Origin of the sequence: Hwangdonia sp. (genome assembly GCF_048381975.1) — a bacterium.
Lineage (GTDB): Bacteria > Bacteroidota > Bacteroidia > Flavobacteriales > Flavobacteriaceae > Hwangdonia > Hwangdonia seohaensis.
Map to the genome: position 1 here is coordinate 283492 of NZ_JBLWYT010000003.1, position 21146 is coordinate 304637.

Genomic DNA, 21146 nt, shown 5'->3' on the forward strand with positions numbered 1-21146 from the left:
GGTTACATTTTAAATAAATTCACGCAAAACATCAACGACGTAATCTATTTCTTCCTTTGTATTATATATACTAAACGAAAACCGAATGGATGGTTTTTGCATATCGCTCTCATCCAATATTTCTGCCAACACATGAGAGCCTTTTGTGCTTCCGCTTTGGCACGCACTTCCTTTTGAGCAGGCAATGCCCTTTAAATCTAACTGAAACAACAGCATACCGGCTTTTTCGGGTGCAACGGGCAAACACACATTTACTAAAGTATAAGTTCCCTTTTCCATATCACCTGAATACCCATTAAACTTTACCGATGGGACTTTTGCCATAAGCTGTTCGATAAAATATTGCTTTAAAGATTTAATATATTCAGACTCTTCGTCTAAATTATCGTAAGCCAGTTTTATAGCCTCTTCAATACCCACAATATTATGCACACATTCCGTCCCTGCTCTATAACCGCGTTCCTGCTCACCGCCAAAAATTAATGGTTTTAAGCCCGAGTTTTTCCTAATAAAAACAAAACCGACACCTTTTGGCCCGTGAAACTTATGAGCTGCGGCCGCTAAAAAATCCAACTTAACATCTTGCAAATCTAATTTGTAATGCCCTACCGATTGTACCGTATCGCTATGAAACAAGGCGTTTTTTGCTGTACATAAATCGGCCACTTTTTTAATATCCAAAATGTTTCCGATTTCGTTATTAACATGCATTAAACTTACCAGAGTTTTTTCAGACGTATCGAGCAAAGTTTCCAAATGCGCATAATCTACGGTTCCGTTACCGTCAATATTCACATAACTTACCCTTATATTGTATTCTTTTTCAAGCTGATCGATGGTGTGCAAAACGGCGTGGTGCTCAATTTTTGAGGTAATGATATGCGCCACTTTTAGGTCGCGTACAGCGCTTTGCAACACTAAATTATCGGCTTCGGTGCCACCAGAGGTAAACACAATTTCGGCAGCCGATACATTCAAATAACCCGCAATTGTTTTTCTTGACTTTTCAATTAACGATTTAGATGATCTCCCAAAACTATGCGAAGATGAAGCGTTTCCGTAGTTAGCTCGCATCACTTCAGCCATTTTATCAATAACCTCATCACGAATTTGAGTGGTTGCGGCGTTATCAAAATATATCTGTTTCATCGATAATTAAAATTAAGCGGTTTAATAAGTGCCAAAAATACTTGAAATAAAATTATTAGCAATATGATACGTTATAAATAACAATTCCATTATTTTTGCCTTAAAACCCAAACTCATGCGTAAATTATTTTTTACTTTAATAGCCTTTAGTTTTGCTTGTTTTATGTCGTGTAGCGATGGCGATATTATTGATGTTGAACTAGATTTTGAGAATGATTTTTACGCAAAAACTTGTGGCACTTCAGACTTAGTGTTTTATAAGACCAAAAGCGATCCTTCGGAGTCTTTATCCGTGGTTATAAAATCGTTAACGCTCGATAAAATATTAAGCTTTACTGGTGCAGATACTTTAATAACAAAAAGCACGAATGCCTTTAATTACCGAACGTACAGCAATGAAAAAATAATAGGCAACGATTTGTTTTGTAACGATATTCCACCGTCGGACATTATAATTACAAAAGATTACGCAAGTACTTGCGATGCCGAAATAACGGCAACTTTAACCGAAGATGATAATGATGGAATTCCAGCGGCGTTGGAAGATAGAAACGGTGATGGTAATTTAGAAAACGACGATACCGATGGCGATGAGATTTGGGACTATATTGATGAAGATGACGACGGCGACAACGTACCCACAAAAGATGAAGATTTAAATGGTGATGGCGACTTTACCAATGATGATACCGACGGGGATGGCATCCCCAATTATTTAGATGATGACGATGACGGCGATGGCGTAAAAACCATAGATGAAGAAACCAACACCCAAAACCAAGACCCTACAGACGATATTACCAACCCCGATGTGGGGCCCGATTATTTAAACCCAGCTGTTGCCAATACAGACACACCAGCCACGGCATACAGAAAACATACCATTATTAAAACCTATGTGGTAACGTTGATGTTAAAGGGCATTGACATAGATATTTTATCGCAAGACCTTCTTGATTTTGGAGAGCTATCAGACAGCAAAACATCGGGCTCCAGAACCGAAACTCCGGATTTTAATTAGGAGCTACATTTTGGTAAATATAAACCTCGGTGGCACCTAAACCGTATTTTTGATAATTGGCATCGTAGAACTTTACATTGTTGTAGCGCCCAAAAAGATAATCCAGTTCCATTTTTAAAACGCCCTCGCCCACACCGTGGATAAAAACGATTTTTTGAATGCGGTTTTTAATGGCAAAATCCAATTGCCGTTGCGCCGTATTTAACTGTAAGGTTAGCATCTCGTGGTTTGTCATGCCTTTTGGAGATTTCACCAATTGATTGATGTGCAAATCCACTTCCATGGTAGGCTCGTAGCGCTCTTTAGCTTTTACTTTTTTTGAAGCTTTCTTTTTAGGCTGCTCTTTTTCAGAGATAACGGTATCAATATTTGAATGCGAAAACAATTCGTTTTTTAGCGTTTTATCAGATTTGTTTTTAACCAACTCTTCAGCCTTAAAATCCAATAAAAAACCATCTTCGGTTTCAATTGAAATTAAATCGCCATCAATCCGTGTTATCACCCCCGATAAATTTTCATCTAAAACCAAAACGGCATCTCCTAGTTTAAAAGCCTTCATTCATCCTCTTTATTAGTGTTAACAACATCTTCATCATCGGTGTTTTTACTCGGAATACCTCTAGAAATCCTATAAATTCCAATCATTAACACCATAATACCACCAATTAAAACATATTGATTTTGTTCGGTTCCAGCCTTGGAATATACGGCTATAACAGCACCTAGAATGATTAATATGTAATTAAAATATTTCATTTAAAAAGTCGCTTAAATTTAGGTTACCAAATTACACTAAAAAATAGTTTTAGTATCAATAAATGGCCGGTAAAATACAAGCGTCATAATCGTTGTAATGCACCGATAATCGGTATTTTGTATTTTATGTAAAAAAAATCTATCTTTGTTTTTTAGATAAACCTTTTTTATGCCCCATAAATTTACTTTTGTTTTATTGTTTATTACTGGCTTGTCTTTTGCACAAGACTTATATGTTGGCAACAACACTGAGCTTTATGCAAGGGATGTTGTGGTGTTTGTTAATAATGATATTAGGCTTGAGGCCCCAACATCGAACTTTTATTTGAGGGGCGACGCACAGCTTATTCAAAATACGAATATTAAGAATTCGGATGCTGGTGAGTTATCGGTTTATCAAAACCAAACCACGGGTATTTACGACTATAACTTTTGGTGCTCTCCAGTTGGAATAAGTTTAGATGGCACAACACGAGCTAACGTTTCTTTTCAGGGCGACAATTCAATACACGATCCGCAGGACCATACCGATTTAACAAACGTCACCTCGTCTGCATACTTATTTACAAATTCCCACAACGGAACAGCCACCCAACTCTCAAATTATTGGTTATATACTTTAAAAGATGGCGAAGGCTACTTTGATTGGGTACAGGTTTTTGATAACAACCCGGTTACTACAGGCTATGGGTTTACACTAAAAGGAAGCCCAAACGCCAATAACGTTTTAGATTTTAGAGGCAGACCAAACAATGGAACCATTTTAGTTAGTTGTGCTTTTGACGGAATAGACGATGAACCAAATTCTGGCATACCCAATAGAGCTGAAACATTAACAGGAAACCCCTATCCTTCCGCATTGGATTTAAAGCTGTTTTTAATTAATGCTACAAATCAAACCGTTTTAAGTAGCGAGGTTTTTTTCTGGGAGCAAAAACCTAAAAACTCACATGCCTTAGCAAATTACGAAGGCGGTTACAGCATATATACTCCGGGTGCTCCGGGTGATTTATCGGATAATGGTACATACGCAACCGCAGCCTTTGAAAGTTATAATTTAGATGGCAGCACAAATACCACAACCACTGGTAACACAACGGATTTTAGCGCAAATAACTCAAGGCGTTTTGCCGCAATAGGCCAAGGTTTTGTGGTAAGCAGTATTGGTCTGGGAGGGAATTTTGAATTTAATAATAGTATGCGCGTGTATTTAGCAGAAGACTCAACTCCTGGAGGTAACGGATCTGTTTTTGCAAAAGGAAATAAGGATAAAGAAGATTCGAAAAAAGATGTCGTTATAATGTCGCACAATAACGTAGACTATGCGACTATTTTAAAAAATCCAACAATTATTCCCGAAATAAGAATACATACGCGAGTTAACAATACTTTTTATAAAGAAAACGTGATTGCGTTTCGAAGTTCGACACCAAACAATACAACTCACAATCGATTTTACGACGGTATAAATATTCATGCGTTAAGTTCAGATGCTTATCTGCTTTCTGAAAATCAAGAATTGGCTATTAAGTCTATTAATTATGACGCAACAACAAGAATCCCTTTTGGATTGAAAGCCTACCACGACAACATGCCATTCAGTATTAAAGTCAATGCGCTTAAAGATGTGCCTTCAGATGTAAATATTTTTATTTATGACAATTTGAATGGCACGTATACCGATATTAAAAATGCTTCGTTTGAAATAACTTTAGATGAAGGCATTCACAACAGCCGTTTCGAAATAACCTTTAACAGCAAAGCATTACATGTAGATGAGGCTACTTTTACCGATTTTAACATCTATCAGAACAACACCATTTCAGAATTAAAAATTATCAACCCCAATGCTTTAGATGTAAAATCATTCAACTTATTCGATGTTTCTGGAAAACAGGTTTTAAATCAAATTATTTCAGAAGTAAAAAACACTTATACCTTTTCAACAAAATCTTTAAGTGATGGTGTTTATATTGCGAGAATCCGTTTAAAAAACAACCAAGGGTACACTAAAAAAGTGGTTATTTCGAATAAAAACTAAACAGTAATTTAGTTTTAAAAAAGCGGTAGTTTACTTGCTTTTTTTCTAAATTTGGCAAAACTCAATCTTTTTTTTAATGCAAGCGCTTGAAGAATATATGCTCCCTTGTTTAAACAAAACGCTTTTTGGAATGGATTGCATGGGCTGTGGTTTGCAACGTTCAGTATCACTAATTTTCCAAGGTCATTTTGTGGAGGCATTTTATATGTATCCGGCCGTTTACAGCTTAATTTTACTTTTTATATCTATCGTAATAAATATTTTCTTTAAATTTAAACATTCAAATAAAATAATTACCATACTTGCAATTATATCGGTACTAACTATTATAACAAGTTTTATTATTAAATTAATCAATTAAAATTCACACATGGAACAACAAAAACTCAATCCAACTATTGTTTACGTATTAGCTATTTTAGGTCTTTTATGCTGCTGTTTTGGCGGTTTAGGTTTTATTCTTGCTGGTATCGCTTTTTTTATAGCCCACAGCAAATTAAATGCCGTAAAACTTAATCCCGAAAATTTTGAACCTGCAAGCATAAAAGCTATGAATACAGCTAAAATTGTAGCACTGGTTATTCTAATAATCAATATTTTATATTTAGTAATGACTATTTACAGAATATCGACTGTTGGTTGGGATGAACTCATGCAGCAATCTCAAGATATGCTAGAACAAATGCAGAATAATTAAGACCTATTATCACAATAAAAAAAGCCTCCAAAAAGCATTAAACTTTTGGAGGCTTTTTAATTTATAAGATTTCTTTTCGATTTGAAAAATCACAAGGTATTATTCTTGCAACCCAGGAATATCAACCATTTCGTTTACAGCTTTATCGTAATCGACACCATCAACCTTAAATCCGAAAAGGTTATAAAAATCGGTTTCGTAGCCTTTTAAATCACCAATATTTGGTAAGGTTTCGGTGGTTGCTTGTTTCCAAAGCTCTAAAACTTTCGCTTGAATATCGTCGCGCATTTCCCAATCGTCAATTCGTATTCTACCAGCTTCGTCCAATTCCAAATTTTCAGCATATAAACGGGCATTGAACAGACGTTCAATTTGCTCGATACAACCTTCGTGAATCCCTTCTTCTTTCATCACTTTATACAATAAAGATATGTATAAGGGAATTACGGGAATTGCAGAACTCGCCTGTGTTACCAAAGCTTTGTTAACAGAAACATAGGCTTGACCGTTAATAGCTTTTATAGCATCGGTAATTTTAAAGGCCGTCGCCTCCAAATGATCTTTTGCGCGCCCAATAGTTCCTTTTCTGTAAACTGCCTCGGTTAGCGATGGCCCAATATAAGAATAGGCTACCGTTTTAAAATCTTCGGACAGAACACCCGCAGATTTTAAGGCATCGATCCACATCTGCCAATCTTCGCCACCCATTACAGCAACGGTATTTTTAATATCCTCTTCTGTCCCGGGTTCGATAGAAATTTCCTTGACTTCGCCGGTGTGAAAATCTACCGTGTTATCAGTAAATGTTTGTCCGATTGGCTTTAAAACCGATTTAAAACGCTCGCCAGTATCGGGATGCGTACGAACCGGTGATGCTAAACTGTAAACCAACAAATCGATTTCGCCTAAATCGGATTTAATCAAATCAATGGTTTGTGCTTTTATTTCGTTTGAAAAGGCATCGCCGTTAATACTTTTGGCATACAGACCATCTTTATGCGCTTGGGCCTCGAAAGCGGCACTGTTGTACCACCCTGGAGATGCCGGCCGACCTTCGCTTGGTGGTTTTTCAAAAAACGCCCCAATGGTTGCCGCGTTAGAGCCATAAGCAGCGGTAATCCTTGATGCCAAACCAAACCCTGTGGAAGCTCCAATAACCAATACTTTTTTGGGCCCATTTTTAACGGGTCGTTCTTTTACGTATTCAATTTGATTTAATACGTTTTGTTCGCAACCTGTTGGGTGCGATGTTAAACATATAAAGCCTCTTGTTTTTGGTTCTATTATCATAAATTTCGTTTCTAAATGTGTAATGCCCTATCCTCCGTGGCCGCTAAAGCAGCTTCTTTAATGGCTTCCGTATATGTTGGATGCGCATGCGACATACGTGATACATCTTCCGCCGACGCTCTGTATTCCATAGCTACAACCGCTTCAGCAATCATATCCGCAGCACGTGCGCCAATCATGTGAACACCTAAAATCTCATCTGTTTTTTTATCGGCCAAAATTTTAACAAAGCCATCTAAATCCATACTCGCTCTACTTCTACCTAAAGCACGCATAGGGAATTGACCGGTTTTGTAATCGACCCCAGCGTCTTTTAATTCTTCTTCGGTTTTACCAACGGCAGCAACTTCTGGCCATGTGTAAACCACGCCGGGAATTAAGTTATAATCGATATGTGGTTTTTGTCCCGCCAAAGTTTCGGCAACAAACACCCCTTCTTCTTCGGCTTTATGCGCTAACATCGCGCCTTTAATAACATCGCCAATAGCGTAAATATTTGAGGCACTGGTTTGTAAATGATCATTAACTTCAACTTGACCTTTATCATTCAGCTTTACGCCCGCAGCTTCGGCGTTTAAACCATCTGTATATGGGCGACGCCCGACAGATACCAAGCAATAATCGCCTTTAAATTCTACTTCTTCACCTTTTTTATTATCTGCTTTTACAATCACCTCATCGCCTTTTCGCTCAACAGATTTTACTTTATGCGACGCGTTGATTTTAAATTTCTGCTTTTTTAGTACCTTGTTTAATTCTTTTGAAAGACCAGCATCCATGGTTGGGATAATGCGATCCATATACTCAACCACTGTAACTTCTGCGCCCAATCTTTTATAAACCTGACCCAGCTCCAAACCAATAACGCCTCCGCCTATTACGATTAAATGTTTTGGAATTTCTTTTAATTTTAAAGCTTCGGTTGATGTAATGATGCGCTCTTTATCCAAATTGATAAACGGCAGATTTGATGGTTTACTGCCCGTGGCAATTATGGTGTTTTTGGTTTCAATCTCGGTAGTTTCCTCGCCCTTGATGCTAATATGTGTTGCATCCTTAAAGCTTCCTAAGCCCTGATATACATCAATCTTATTTTTCTTCATTAAAAAATCGATGCCACCCGTGGTTTGGTCGACAACGGATTGCTTACGTGCAATCATTTTTTCTAGGTTGACTTTTACATCGCCAGGGATTTCTATGCCGTGTTCTTCAAAATGCTTCACCGCATCTTCGTAATGGTGCGACGAATCTAAAAGCGCTTTACTCGGAATACATCCCACGTTTAAACAAGTGCCTCCTAGTGTTGCATATTTTTCAATTATTGCTGTTTTCATCCCTAATTGTGCGCAACGTATTGCTGCAACATATCCGCCAGGACCTGAACCAATAATGGCTACATCGTATGATTTCATATAAGTTTTTGTTGTTCGTTTAAAAAATCAAACACAAAAATACGAATTTTGATTCACTCATTACCCCATGGCATAAGCATTATTTTTTGTATCTTTTAAAGACTTTTTTAATTTAAAATTATATATCACGGAAAATCACATATACAAAAAAATTGAAATTGTTGGAACATCAGAAACATCTAGTGATGATGCTGTACAAAATGCCATATCAAAAGCTGCTGTCTCCGTACAAAACTTGCGATGGTTTGAAATAACAGATTCAAGGGGCAGTATCAAAAATGGAAAAGTTGAACACTGGCAAGTTACTGTTAAGTTAGGTTTTACAATGAATTAGTGTAATTCATTTTTTTCAATAGCCTTTAAAACCCATTCCAATTCGGTATCGATATTCATTTTTCTATCTTCAATAGTTGGTGTAATTTCAACATCTGGTTTTACGCCATAACCGTCGGGATGCTGTTTTTGTGGGGCTTCAATTTGCATTAAGCCCATCCGTACTTTAAGTTTTGATGTTGGCAATTGGTATAATTTATAAATGCCCGCCACGGTTCCGTTGTATGCGCCACCGGTTTCTTCGCCTACAAAAACAGCGCGTTTATTGGCCTTAAGATGTGTTGATAAAAGTGAGGATGCCGAAAACGAATTCCCATTAATCAATACATACACGGTGCCTTTAAAATGCAACGGATTGGGGGCTTTTATTTTTGAAAATTTATTGAATCGGTAATACAGCTTGCCATCTTTTTTCTTGGTCTTTAACAAATTGTGGGTTACTATGATGGGCGATAACAATCCGCCAACAATTTTAAGACCGGTTGACGAGGTGTTGCTCATTACAAACTTCATAAAAGGAATTCTGCTATTGACTTCGCTTTCGGTAATAAATTGATAGTTTTCATCGGTTAAATACGAGTATAGCTTATCGATTTCCGCAATGCGTCCACCGCCATTATCACGCAAATCCAAAATAAAATATTTGGTTTTAGCCGAATCCAATTTTGCAAAATTTTCCTCGTAAAACTCTTTGAATGGCCCGTTACCAAACCCTCTTATTTTCATAAGGGCAATAGTGCTGTCTTTTCCAATAAAATCAAAATTGCGCGTGTATTGTTTTCTACTTGCAATATAACCGTGTTTTTTGTTGAATTTCCGTTTCTTTTTTCGAGCAATCCGATTGGCTTTTTTTTCTGTTTTGGTCAGTTTTTTAGGTTTAACCGTTTTGTTGGAATCGCTTTCAGCATCCTTCTTTTTGTCTTCTTTTTTTAAGCGTTTAAAGGTTTTTACAAAGGTTGAATCTTCATTTTTAAACGTTACTTTCAAACTATCTACAAAACCCTTGTTTCTGTAATAAAAGGTTTTAAAATTCTTGCCAACAAACCGATTGTGTAGCGTGGTGTTATAGCCATCGGAAGCAAATTGGGTTTTATAGAGATCGACTAAATTTGAAGCTGAATCGTTTTCAATCTTAACCACTTCGTTTCCAACCAATGTAGAGTCTTTACCTCGTGTATTTTTAACGTAAAGTTTATGGTTTAAATATTCGAAATCCAAATCGTAAAATTCAAATTTTTTCTTTTTCAACAACTTTCTTTCCTTTCTTGTAAACCTTTTGTTTGCCGAACCTACCGAAACATGACCCTGCCTCACGTTTGTAACAACAGGCGCCAGTATTTTGTAGAATTCACGCGAAGTCATCGGCTGTTTTATCGTCGTTTTTAAGCTATCGAATTTAAAATCCAAAACGGATTTGGAGGTATATTGATACAGTTTTGGGTGGTGTTTTTTAAGTTGTTTGTAGAGTTTATCCACATCGTTTTGCAAATCTTCAACCGTGTGTAAGGCTATAATTTGCTCGTTATAAGTTTTAACGCTACTACAAGAAGTAACAACGAGCAAAACACTAAATATCAGAAAGAATTTCTTCATTCAAAAAAAAATAATCACGTTTAAGGCAACTAAAGTAATTGTAATTATTTTAATTTAACAGAACAAGCCCATTAAAAACATTGAGACACGAATTTCACGGATTTCCACGGATTTTTTGAAAAAAATCTAAAGATTTTTCTATTTGTGCAATCATTTTACCAATTTTAAATGAGATTAACTTGCTTATTTGTGCTAATTAGTGTCACAAAAAAATAGTGCTGTTGGTTTTATTAAACTCATTCTTTTTAATTTTAAATTAACCTTTAACTTTTAAGTAAAATCGTTTAGCTTTGTGCTCCATGCAAAAAACCATTAACATACAAAATAAAAAAGCGCGCTTTCAATACGAAATATTGGATAAGTACACCGCTGGAATTGTGTTAACCGGAACCGAGATTAAATCCATTAGAAGCAGCAAAGCCTCCATTGCCGAAAGTTTTTGTGAGTTTAATGAAAAAGGCGAACTTTTTGTAATTAACATGACCATTCAAGAATACGCTTTTGGCAATTATTACAACCACCGTCCCAAAGCCGAAAGAAAATTGCTTTTAAATAAAAAGGAATTAAAAAAACTAAATAAAGAAGTCCAGAATACGGGATTAACCATTATTCCATTGCGTTTATTTATCAACGATAGAGGGTTTGCCAAATTGGAAATTGCCTTGGCAAAAGGTAAAAAATTATTCGACAAACGCGAAACCATAAAAGACCGCGATAATAAACGCGATTTAGATAGAGTTAAGAAAACTTATAGATAAATTCCCATTTTAATGCGAATGACAATTCTTTGAATGCATTGATATAAACAGCAATGAAATTTTTTTAAATTTAAGACTATCTTAACGCTTCAATTATTGTTAAATTTCTACTTTGTATTCTGTAAAACCTCGAAAAATTTTCAATATGAAAAAACTTGTTACCACATTATTTATTTGCCTATTAACCTTTAACATAAACGCCCAAGACAATGCCGAAAAAGAAATAGATTATTCTAACAAGGTAAAAACCTTAGATAGCATTATCGGTACGTTATACGATGTTATTTCCGGCGAAAGAGGCGAAGCTAGAGATTGGGCACTTTTTAAACATTTGTTTAAACCCAATGCTAAACTAATTCCTTCAGGAAAGGATAAAAAAGGTGTTTACAAAGTGCGGTACATGAAACCGGACGATTACATTAAAAGTTCGGGCAAATGGTTAGTTGATAACGGTTTTTTTGAAAAAGAAATACACCGAAAAGTTGATGCCTTTGGTCATATTGCCCAAGTTTTTAGCACCTACGAAGCTTATAAAAGTGAAGGGGACGAAAAACCTTTTATGCGCGGTATTAATAGTATTCAACTATTTTATGATGGTTTGCGTTGGTGGATTGTTAATGTTTTCTGGACCCAAGAAACCAAAGACCAACCCATGCCTAATATTTATCTCCCAAAACAATAAATTCAATGACTCAGCATTCCAAATTTAAAACAGCTATACTCACTTTTTGTTTAGCCATCACAACCGTATTGTCCGTTGTAGCCCAAGAAAAAGCAACGCCTATTTTTAAAGATGGTGAAGCTCAAATAGTTGAAGCCTTTAATACGCCGGATAAATGGATTCGTCATGATTTATTTGTCGAAACCACTTTTGATACCGATGGCGATGGCAAGCTAGATCGCATGCATGTTGGTGTAACCAGACCGTACCAAACCGAAACCGAAGGTTTAAAGCTTCCCGTTATTTACGAAACCAGTCCGTACTACGCCGGGGTTGCCCCAGATGTTGATGGTGTTTTTTGGGATGTAAAGCACGAATTGGGTGCTATGGGAAAAGCAAGGGTACACCCCGAAGTTACCCGATTGGGCGAGCGTCCCATTATTTCAAATTCGCAAATTCAAACTTGGGTGCCTCGAGGCTATATTGTGGTACATTCATCATCTCCCGGAACAGGTTTATCCCAAGGTTCGCCAACGGTTGGTGGCGATAACGAATCCTTGGCTCCAAAAGCGGTTATCGACTGGTTAAATGGTCGTGCAAAAGGTTATACTGAAGCTTACGGCGGTGAAGAGGTTGAAGCGTTTTGGACCACCGGAAAAGTGGGTATGACGGGAACATCGTACAACGGTACGCTTCCCTTGGCAGCCGCAACCACGGGCGTTGAAGGTTTAGAGGTTATTATTCCTGTGGCACCAAATACGTCTTATTATCATTATTACCGTTCCAACGGATTGGTGCGTTCTCCGGGTGGTTATTTAGGTGAAGATATCGATGTGTTGTACGATTATATCCATAGTGGTGGTGGAGAATCTATAATTCCAAACAGTAATGCAACTATTAATGATGCCCATATTCCTAAAGCAATTAAAAACAAAAGAGCTTATAGCAATGCCATGGTTCGCGATATGGAAATGAAAAATGGCATGGATAGAATTACGGGCGATTATAACGATTTTTGGGCAGGTCGGGATTATTTAAACGATATGGCACCAATGAAAGCCGCATTGTTAATGGCGCACGGGTTTAACGATTGGAATGTGATGCCGGAACACAGTTACCGCATTTATAAAAAAGCCAAAGACATGGGCTTGACCACGCAAATTTATTACCACCAATTCGGTCATGGTGGACCACCACCAATAAGCATGATGAATAAATGGTTTACACAATATTTACACGGTATTGACAATGATATTGAAAACGAACCCCATAAAGCGTGGATAGTTCGCGAAGGCGACAAAATGGACGAACCAACAGCTTACAAGGACTACCCAAATCCTGAAGCAAAACCAATAACGTTGCACCTAACATCCGGTGCTCCAAAAACAGGCGGATTAACCACAACAAAACCAACAAAACAAGGCAAAGAAACGTTGGTTGACAATTACTCGTTTACCGGTGAAGCGTTGGCGCGAGCAGAAATCACGAACCACCGTTTGCTGTTTGTAACACCTAAACTAACAAAGGATGTTCACATTTCGGGTGTACCACAAATCACCATTAAATTGGCTAGCAACAAAACTGCTGCAAATTTATCGGTTTGGTTGGTATCACTGCCTTGGAATGACAGCAGACGCGCAAAAACAACCGATAATATTATTACCCGTGGATGGGCAGATCCTCAAAACCATAAATCGTTAACCGAAAGCAAACCCTTAAAACCGGGTAAGTTTTACGACGTTACTTTTGATTTACAACCAGACGATCAAATCATTAAAGCAGGGCAACAAATTGGATTGATGATTTTTTCAAGTGATAAAGAGTTTACGTTGCACCCAAAACCAGGAACAGAATTGACCGTTGATTTGGATGGAACGTATTTGGTTTTACCTGTTGTTGGTGGCGTTGAGGATTTTAATTAGTTGTAAAAATTAACCAGCATGCATATTATTGAAACTGATAGGTTAATACTTAGAAAGTTGAAAATTGAAGATGTTCCATTATTACATGATATATTAGGAGACAAAAAAACCATGATTTATTATCCTGCTCCTTATGAGATAGATGAAGTAATACAATGGATTAATAAAAGCATCCAAAGTTATGCCGAAAACGGATTTGGACTTTGGGCCGTCATTTTAAAAGGATCAAATGAATTTATAGGTCAATGTGGTATAAGCTTGCAAAACATCAATGGAAATATTGTACCAGAAATAGGGTATCATATAAAACAGAGCTTTTGGAATAATGCCTACGCGACTGAAGCGGCTAGAGCAAGTCTAAATTATGGCTTTAAAACCTTGAGATTAAGCGAAATATTTATACACACCTATATAAAAAACATACCTTCTCAAAGAGTGGCAGAAAAAATTGGAATGACAAGACTATTTGAGTATCAAAAGCAACTTGCGTTTAACAATGTAAAATGGCTGCATGTCGTTTACAGTAAATCCAATACCTGTTAGCATCAGCAAATAAATCAATTCTTATCTTCCAACAAGGGCACAAAACGAAACTCCCCAAACTCATGTTGTTCAAATTCCTTTTGTCCTTTTCTAACAAAAAGCGTCATAACTTGCACATCATCACCCACAGGAATAACAAGCCTTCCTCCTATTTTCAGTTGACTCAATAAAGGCTTTGGCACAAACGGTGCGCCAGCAGTAACAATAATACTATCAAAAGGCGCTTCTTCCGGCAAACCTTTATAGCCATCTCCAAAAATGAGCTTTTTAGCGCGATAACCCAATTTAGGCAAGAATTTACTGGTTTTTTTAAAGAGTTCTTGCTGACGCTCAATACTAAAAACCTTAGCTCCTATTTCGCATAAAACTGCGGTTTGATACCCGCTGCCCGTACCAATTTCTAAAACCTTGTTGCCTTTTTTGACTTCCAATAATTCCGTTTGAAAGGCTACCGTATAGGGCTGCGATATGGTTTGGTCTGCCGCAATAGGAAACGCTTTGTCTTGATACGCATGATCTAAAAAACCAGAGTCCATGAACAAATGTCTTGGTATATTTCCAATGGCCTTTAAAACCGCATCGTTGGTTATTCCTTTGTTTCTTATAACTTTAACTAACTGCTGTCGTAGTCCTTTGTGTCTAAATGTATCTTTCAATGGTCAGGTAATTTTCAAAGCTAAATTAAGCAAAGATTTTTAAGTTAAATCCATTTTAATCACTATTTCTTTTAAGTGTCAATAAAGCAAAAAATTAGATGGAAATAATCAATTTCTTGTGTTAAATATCTTATTTTTGTAGAAAACGTAATAATATGCTAAAAGCTGGTGTACTAGGTGCTGGTCATCTGGGGAAAATTCATTTAAGACTTCTTAACCAATCGGATAAATACAAACTTGTTGGGTTTTATGACGCCGATGCGGAAAACGGAAAAAAAGTAGAAGCCGAATTTGGCTATAAATTTTTCGATACGATCGAAGCCCTTATCGATGCCGTAGATATGGTAGATATTGTAACACCTACACTGTCGCATTACGAATGTGCCAAACAAGCCATTGCTAAAGGCAAGCATATTTTTATTGAAAAACCAATTACCAATACCGTTGAGGAAGCGGAGCATATTAGAGAACTTTTAGCAGAGCACAATATTCGGGGACAAGTGGGACATGTAGAGCGTTTTAACCCTGCATTTATCGCCGTAAAAAACGACATTAAATCGCCCATGTTTATTGAAACGCACCGGTTGGCAGAATTTAACCCGCGTGGTACCGATGTGCCCGTGGTGCTGGATTTAATGATTCACGATATCGATATTATTTTAAGCGTTGTAAAATCTAAAGTAAAAACCATATCGGCAAGTGGCGTTTCGGTTATTAGCGATACGCCCGATATTGCCAATGCACGCTTAGAATTTGAAAACGGCTGTGTGGCCAATTTAACGGCAAGCAGGATTTCGTTAAAAAATATGCGTAAAGCACGGTTTTTTCAAAAGGACGCTTATATTTCAGTTGATTTTTTAGAAAAGAAATGTGAGGTGGTTAAAATGAAAGATGCCCCAGAAAACCCGGGCGATTTCGATATGATTCTTCAAAATGCCGAAGGTATTAAAAAACAAATCTATTTTGATAACCCTGAAATTAAAAACAACAATGCCATTCTTGATGAGTTGGAAGCCTTTGCCGATGCCATTAATAATAACACAACACCCGTGGTTACCCTTCACGATGGCACCGAAGCTTTGCGTGTGGCAACCATGATTATCGATCAGTTTTAAAAACAATAATGTCAGTTCGAGCGCTGTCGAGAACAAATAAAAAAAAGAACATCACAAAGATTTCCTCCCGATAACTATCGGGATTCACGGAAATGAAAAATAGCTTTATATGAAAAACATCGCCGTAATTGGAGCAGGAACCATGGGTAATGGTATTGCACACACTTTTGCACAAAGCGGATTTAAAGTTCAACTTATTGATATTAGCGAAGATTCGCTTAAAAAAGGTATGGCAACCATTTCTAAAAACTTAGATAGAATGGTGGCCAAAGAAAAAATAACCGAATCCGATAAAAATGATACGTTAGCAAATATTTCGACCTTTACAAATATTTCCGAAGGTGTTAAAAATGCTAACCTTGTGGTTGAAGCGGCTACCGAAAACGTAGATTTAAAACTAAATATCTTCAAACAATTAGATGACGCCTGCCCAAAGGAAACTATTTTGGCAACAAACACCTCATCCATTTCCATAACGCAAATCGCAGCGGTAACCTCACGACCGGAAAAGGTTATTGGGATGCATTTTATGAATCCCGTTCCCATTATGAAATTGGTTGAAATTATCCGTGGTTACAACACTAGCGATGCGGTAACCCAGACCATTATGGAAATGAGCCGAAAGCTCGGTAAAACTCCAACAGAGGTTAACGACTACCCAGGTTTTGTGGCCAACCGCATATTAATGCCTATGCTTAATGAATCGATCGAAACCTTATATAATGGCGTTGCGGGTGTTGAAGAGATAGATACCGTTATGAAACTTGGTATGGCGCACCCTATGGGACCATTACAACTTGCCGATTTTATAGGTTTAGATGTTTGTCTTTCCATTTTAAATGTGATGTACGAAGGCTTTAAAAACCCTAAATACGCCCCTTGCCCTTTATTGGTAAATATGGTTCGAGCGGGTAAATTGGGTGTAAAGTCTGGTGAAGGTTTTTATGATTATTCTGAAAACAGAAAGGCTGAAAACGTAGCCAAACAGTTTTTAAAGTAAAAAGTCGCATGCACCACATCATTTAAAAAAAGCATTTCGTTAGCTGTTAAGTCGTTTAGAATGTACAACTTAACAGCAAGCAACTTAACAACAAACCCTTATAAATGAGCATCCAACAAAACCTAAAAAATTTAAAATCAACAATACCTGAGCACGTCACTTTGGTTGCTGTTTCTAAAACCAAGCCCATTAGCGATTTAATGGAAGCCTACAATGCAGGTCAGCGCGTTTTTGGAGAAAACAAAATCCAGGAAATGGTTGACAAATATCAAGACATGCCCAAAGACGTTGAGTGGCACATGATTGGTCATGTACAGCGCAATAAGGTAAAACACATGGCTGAGTTTGTTAGTTTAATTCATGGTGTTGATAATCTTAAGTTATTGAAGGAAATAAACAAACAAGGAAAAATACACGATAGAGTAATAGCGTGTTTACTTCAAATAAAAATTGCTTCAGAAGATTCTAAATTTGGAATGTCGCCAGACGAAGCTTCCGAAATTCTACAATCCAATGCCTTTTCAGAATTACAACATATAAAAGTTATTGGCGTTATGGGAATGGCAACGTTTACTGATGATATGAATCAAATAGAAAAAGAATTCAATTTATTAAAAACAGCTTTTGATAAATTCAGAATTTGTCACACTGAGCGCAGTCGAAGTGCAGAATTCAAAATTATAAGCATGGGTATGAGTGGCGATTACCAATTGGCAATTGATTGTGGCAGTAATATGATTCGCGTGGGAAGTAGTATATTTGGCGAACGGAATTATAATTAGTTTTCAATCCCGGTCGCAGTTTTCAGTAGCAATTTAATTAGCGAACTTCGGCTTAACAACAAATAACAACTCACTATTTACGCAATATTAGACATAGAAACTACCGGTGGTAAGTATAACGAAGAGGGCATAACCGAAATTGCGATCTACAAATACGATGGCCACGAGATAGTCGATCAATTTATAAGCCTCATCAATCCCGAACGCGAGATACAGCCCTTTGTTGTTAACCTTACAGGCATAAATAGCAACATGTTGCGCAGTGCGCCCAAGTTTTACGAAGTGGCAAAACGTATTGTTGAAATTACCGAAGATTGTATTATCGTGGCGCATAATGCGAAGTTTGACAACCGAATTTTAAAAACCGAATTTAAACGCCTCGGCTTTGATTTTGAGCGTAAAACCCTTTGTACCGTTGAATTGGCAAAAGATTTAATTCCCGGACAAACCTCGTATAGTTTGGGTAGGTTGGTACGCTCCCTTGGTATTCCGGTAACCGATAGACATCGCGCTTCTGGCGATGCATTGGCCACCGTTAAGCTGTTTAAAATATTGTTGGATAAGGACACCTCAAAAAACATCATTCAGCAATCCATTCGTTTAAATCCCAAGCATCAATTAGAACCTCGACATATCGATATTATTGAGCAAATGCCGTCAGAAACCGGGGTTTACTATATCCACAAAGCCAATGGCGACATTATTTACATCGGGAAAAGCAATAATATAAAAAAGCGCATCAATCAGCATTTTACCAATACCAATCAAAAATCAAAAAAAATACAACAAAACGTGGCCACGGTAACCTACGAAGCCACGGGCAGCGAATTGGTGGCGCTTTTAAAGGAAAGCGAAGCCATTAAACACAACAAACCCATTTATAACAGAGCCTTACGGCGCAACGTTTTTACTCATGCCCTGTATAGTTTTAAGGATGAAAACGGCTATATTAATTTAAAGATTGATGTTGCCGACGGAAGAAAAAAATCGATAACCACATTTAGCAACCGCCAAAGCGGAAAAAGTTTTATTACAAAAGCGGTTGAAGATTATAACCTTTGCCAAAAATTAACGGGACTTTACAAAACCAAAACCAGCTGCTTTAACTACGATATTAAAACCTGCCATGGCGCCTGTATTGAAAAAGAATCTGCCGAAATTTACAACAAACGCGTACAGGAGTTAATTGATAAAAACAGTTACAACAATAAAAACATGGTTATTGTCGATAAAGGTCGAGCGGTTGATGAACGTAGTGCCATCTTAATTGAAAATGGGGTATTTAAAGGCTTGGGCTATTTCAATTTGAATTACCAAATAAACAATATCGAGATTTTAGAATCCATCATTACACCTATGGCCAACAATAGGGACACCCAACACATTATACAAAGTTACCTCAGAAAAAATAAACGGTTAAAAATTATTACGCTTTAATACATCATGCAAAAAATTACCCTACTCCTACTTCTGTTTTTAAACATTTCCATTTATGCTCAAACAAATTTTAATTCAGAAACGTTAAAAGTCACTCGCGCCGATTTAGAGCTAAATGTTTACGAAAAAGACTCTACCGCAAATGCTTTGGTTTTATACGAATACGGAAACAGTTATATTGATAACAACGATTTTTCTTTAGTTACCGAAGAAAAACGCAAAATAAAAATACTAAATCGCGAAGGTTTTAATAAGGCCAATGTTACCATTTATTTACAAAAAAGCGATGACCGAAAAGAAAAAGTAAAAAATATTATCGCTACGACTTATAATTTGGTCGACGGAAAAGTGACTAGCACCAAATTAAGCGACGCCCATATTTTTGAAGAAGAATACAATGACGATTTCACATTGGTAAAATTTACGCTACCAAATATTAAAGAGGGTTCGGTTATAAATTATAGTTACACCCTGCAATCGCCTTTTAAGTTTAATTATCAAGGTTGGAGCTTTCAGAGCGATATTCCTAAGCTTTATAGTGAATACAACACAAGTATTCCTGCCATTTACGAGTACAATATTAAATTAGTTGGAGGTCAAAAATTGTTTAAAAACGGTCAGAAAATAAAACGAAATTGTTTATACGGTGGTAATGGTTCCCACGCCGATTGCACCATTTCCTCTTATGCCATGAAAGATATTCCGGCTTTTATTGAAGAAGATTATATGACCAGTAAATATAATTACTTAGCCCGGATTGAATACGAGTTAAAAGTATTTAAAGGATTTGATGGCAGAATAAATAATTACACCAAAACATGGAAAACCACAGATAGGGAATTTAGAACCGATAAAGATATTGGCAAGCAACTCTCAAAATCCGTTAATTTAGAAGATTTTGTAAGCCATACCGTAATTACCGAAAAAGACGCTTATAAAAAAGCCGATGCCATTTATAAACATGTTCAAGAAAAATACACTTGGAATGGCGATTACAAAATATTTTCAGATGTATCGGTTAGAGATTTAATTAAAAATAAATCGGGCAACGTATCATCAATAAATATCTTGTTGCACAACTTGTTAAAAGAAGCCAATATTGATGTTAATCCCGTTTTAATTTCAACAAGGGATAATGGGTTTCCCACTAAAATATATCCGGTAATTTCAGATTTTAACTATTTAATTGTCCAAGCTATTATTAACGATAAAACGTACCTACTTGATGCTACAGACAAATATTTGAGCTTTGGCGAGATACCCTTTAGGTGTTTGAATAACTACGGCCGATTAATGGATTTTAAAAACGGAAGCGAGTGGATAGATTTAAAACCCAATAAATTATCGACCATCCAATTTAGAGCAGAACTGAATATGGATGAAAACGATAACATTACAGGTATTGTAAACTCTAAACAAACAGGGTATCATGCTTTGGCCAACAGAAAAAGATATCATCAAAACAGTGATGCTTACGTAACAAACTTAGAAGACAGATACCCAAACATAGAAATTTCAAATCATAAGGTAACAAACGAGGACAAAACAAATCCGGATTTTTTAGAAACTTATAATATTGAATATAATTGGGACGAAACTGGAGACAACATTTATTTAAACCCTTTTTTTACGGCATTTTTTAAAGAAAATCCTTTTAAACTTCAAGAGCGTACATACCCTATCAATTTCGGATACAAAGGCGCATATTATTATATTTTAAAGCTTAATTTTAGTGATGCTTATACCGTGTTGGAAAAACCGGAAAATGCAAGTTTCGCTTTACCAAACAATAAAGGAACCGTACATTTTTCCAATATCTTGAGTGGTAATGCAATTAATATCATGTTAAAAATCAGCTTTCAAGATGCAGTTTACCCACCAGAATATTATCCGTATTTAAAAGCGTTTATGAGCAAAATTGTAGATATACAAACCAACTCGCTAATATTATTAAAGAAGAAATAGCAAATCTTTTACTAC

The 21146-nt window shown here is 36.6% G+C and carries 21 protein-coding genes; 14 read left to right on the forward strand and 7 right to left on the reverse strand.

Annotated features, from left to right (window positions below; all coding sequences use genetic code 11):
• Window positions 1–9: 9 nt before the first annotated feature.
• Window positions 10–1149 (reverse strand): cysteine desulfurase family protein, encoded by a 1140-nt coding sequence (locus tag ACN5J7_RS07450; protein ID WP_418603409.1) that lies wholly within the window; start codon window positions 1147–1149, stop codon window positions 10–12.
• Between the two features lie 115 nt (window positions 1150–1264).
• Here ACN5J7_RS07450 and ACN5J7_RS07455 point away from each other — a divergent pair, with 115 nt between their 5' ends.
• Entirely contained in the window at window positions 1265–2170 is a 906-nt protein-coding gene (locus tag ACN5J7_RS07455) for a hypothetical protein (protein ID WP_418603410.1), read from the forward strand.
• Here the strand turns inward: ACN5J7_RS07455 and ACN5J7_RS07460 are convergent.
• Together ACN5J7_RS07460 and ACN5J7_RS07465 are read right to left on the reverse strand one after the other, a co-directional pair.
• Entirely contained in the window at window positions 2163–2729 is a 567-nt protein-coding gene (locus tag ACN5J7_RS07460; RefSeq protein ID WP_311940084.1) for a Smr/MutS family protein, read from the reverse strand. The genes ACN5J7_RS07455 and ACN5J7_RS07460 overlap by 8 nt on opposite strands.
• Entirely contained in the window at window positions 2726–2926 is a 201-nt protein-coding gene (locus ACN5J7_RS07465) for a hypothetical protein (protein WP_311940082.1), read from the reverse strand. The genes ACN5J7_RS07460 and ACN5J7_RS07465 overlap by 4 nt, the downstream gene beginning before the upstream one ends.
• Window positions 2927–3095: 169 nt before the next feature.
• On the opposite strand from ACN5J7_RS07465, the gene ACN5J7_RS07470 reads away from it, so the two are divergent.
• The 3 genes from ACN5J7_RS07470 to ACN5J7_RS07480 all read left to right on the forward strand — a co-directional run bounded on the left by ACN5J7_RS07470 (window position 3096) and on the right by ACN5J7_RS07480 (window position 5664).
• Window positions 3096–4967 carry a T9SS type A sorting domain-containing protein gene (locus ACN5J7_RS07470; protein ID WP_418603411.1) on the forward strand — a complete coding sequence of 624 codons (1872 nt, stop codon included), beginning with the start codon at window positions 3096–3098 and terminating at the stop codon, window positions 4965–4967.
• Window positions 4968–5106: 139 nt separating this feature from the next.
• Complete coding sequence (locus tag ACN5J7_RS07475) at window positions 5107–5328, forward strand: DUF2752 domain-containing protein (RefSeq protein WP_418603514.1); 222 nt, start codon at window positions 5107–5109, stop codon at window positions 5326–5328.
• A 9-nt stretch (window positions 5329–5337) separates the two neighbouring features.
• Window positions 5338–5664: a CCC motif membrane protein gene (locus ACN5J7_RS07480; protein WP_311940077.1), complete on the forward strand. Its 327-nt coding sequence runs from the start codon at window positions 5338–5340 to the stop codon at window positions 5662–5664.
• Window positions 5665–5763: 99 nt separating this feature from the next.
• Here the strand turns inward: ACN5J7_RS07480 and fabV are convergent, their stop codons facing one another.
• Window positions 5764–6954 carry an enoyl-ACP reductase FabV gene (gene fabV / locus ACN5J7_RS07485; protein WP_418603412.1) on the reverse strand — a complete coding sequence of 397 codons (1191 nt, stop codon included), beginning with the start codon at window positions 6952–6954 and terminating at the stop codon, window positions 5764–5766.
• An 11-nt stretch (window positions 6955–6965) separates the two neighbouring features.
• On the reverse strand, window positions 6966–8366 hold the full coding sequence (lpdA, locus tag ACN5J7_RS07490) for a dihydrolipoyl dehydrogenase (protein ID WP_418603413.1): 1401 nt from the start codon (window positions 8364–8366) through the stop codon (window positions 6966–6968).
• Between the two features lie 139 nt (window positions 8367–8505).
• Between lpdA and ACN5J7_RS07495 the strand changes: the two genes are divergently transcribed.
• Window positions 8506–8700: a dodecin gene (locus ACN5J7_RS07495; RefSeq protein ID WP_418603516.1), complete on the forward strand. Its 195-nt coding sequence runs from the start codon at window positions 8506–8508 to the stop codon at window positions 8698–8700.
• Here ACN5J7_RS07495 and ACN5J7_RS07500 read toward each other — a convergent pair.
• The gene (locus tag ACN5J7_RS07500; protein ID WP_418603414.1) at window positions 8697–10292 is read right to left on the reverse strand and encodes a S41 family peptidase; all 1596 of its coding nucleotides are present in this window, start codon (window positions 10290–10292) and stop codon (window positions 8697–8699) included. The two genes, ACN5J7_RS07495 and ACN5J7_RS07500, sit on opposite strands and share 4 nt — an antisense overlap.
• Before the next feature lie 299 nt (window positions 10293–10591).
• Here ACN5J7_RS07500 and smpB point away from each other — a divergent pair, with 299 nt between their 5' ends.
• From smpB to ACN5J7_RS07520, 4 genes are all read left to right on the forward strand, one after another.
• Window positions 10592–11050: an SsrA-binding protein SmpB gene (gene smpB, locus ACN5J7_RS07505; protein WP_311940051.1), complete on the forward strand. Its 459-nt coding sequence runs from the start codon at window positions 10592–10594 to the stop codon at window positions 11048–11050.
• 145 nt (window positions 11051–11195) lie between these two features.
• Window positions 11196–11732, forward strand: a complete 537-nt coding sequence (locus ACN5J7_RS07510; RefSeq protein WP_418603415.1) for a hypothetical protein — start codon at window positions 11196–11198, stop codon at window positions 11730–11732.
• Between the two features lie 5 nt (window positions 11733–11737).
• A complete protein-coding gene (locus ACN5J7_RS07515; RefSeq protein WP_418603416.1) occupies window positions 11738–13633 on the forward strand; it encodes a Xaa-Pro dipeptidyl-peptidase in 1896 nt (631 codons plus the stop codon).
• A gap of 18 nt (window positions 13634–13651) precedes the next feature.
• Entirely contained in the window at window positions 13652–14176 is a 525-nt protein-coding gene (locus tag ACN5J7_RS07520) for a GNAT family N-acetyltransferase (protein ID WP_418603417.1), read from the forward strand.
• A 14-nt stretch (window positions 14177–14190) separates the two neighbouring features.
• On the opposite strand, the gene ACN5J7_RS07525 is transcribed toward ACN5J7_RS07520, so the two are convergent.
• Entirely contained in the window at window positions 14191–14832 is a 642-nt protein-coding gene (locus ACN5J7_RS07525) for a protein-L-isoaspartate(D-aspartate) O-methyltransferase (RefSeq protein WP_418603418.1), read from the reverse strand.
• Between the two features lie 155 nt (window positions 14833–14987).
• Here ACN5J7_RS07525 and ACN5J7_RS07530 point away from each other — a divergent pair, with 155 nt between their 5' ends.
• The 5 genes from ACN5J7_RS07530 (at window position 14988) to ACN5J7_RS07550 (ending at window position 21131) form a co-directional block, all read left to right on the forward strand.
• Window positions 14988–15947: a Gfo/Idh/MocA family protein gene (locus tag ACN5J7_RS07530; protein ID WP_418603419.1), complete on the forward strand. Its 960-nt coding sequence runs from the start codon at window positions 14988–14990 to the stop codon at window positions 15945–15947.
• Between the two features lie 109 nt (window positions 15948–16056).
• A complete protein-coding gene (locus ACN5J7_RS07535) occupies window positions 16057–16947 on the forward strand; it encodes a 3-hydroxybutyryl-CoA dehydrogenase (RefSeq protein WP_418603420.1) in 891 nt (296 codons plus the stop codon).
• A 104-nt stretch (window positions 16948–17051) separates the two neighbouring features.
• On the forward strand, window positions 17052–17729 hold the full coding sequence (locus ACN5J7_RS07540; RefSeq protein ID WP_418603421.1) for a YggS family pyridoxal phosphate-dependent enzyme: 678 nt from the start codon (window positions 17052–17054) through the stop codon (window positions 17727–17729).
• A gap of 75 nt (window positions 17730–17804) precedes the next feature.
• Window positions 17805–19166, forward strand: coding sequence for an exonuclease domain-containing protein (locus ACN5J7_RS07545; protein WP_418603518.1), 1362 nt, complete (start codon window positions 17805–17807; stop codon window positions 19164–19166).
• 6 nt (window positions 19167–19172) lie between these two features.
• Window positions 19173–21131, forward strand: a complete 1959-nt coding sequence (locus tag ACN5J7_RS07550; protein WP_418603422.1) for a DUF3857 domain-containing protein — start codon at window positions 19173–19175, stop codon at window positions 21129–21131.
• Window positions 21132–21146: the final 15 nt, after the last annotated feature.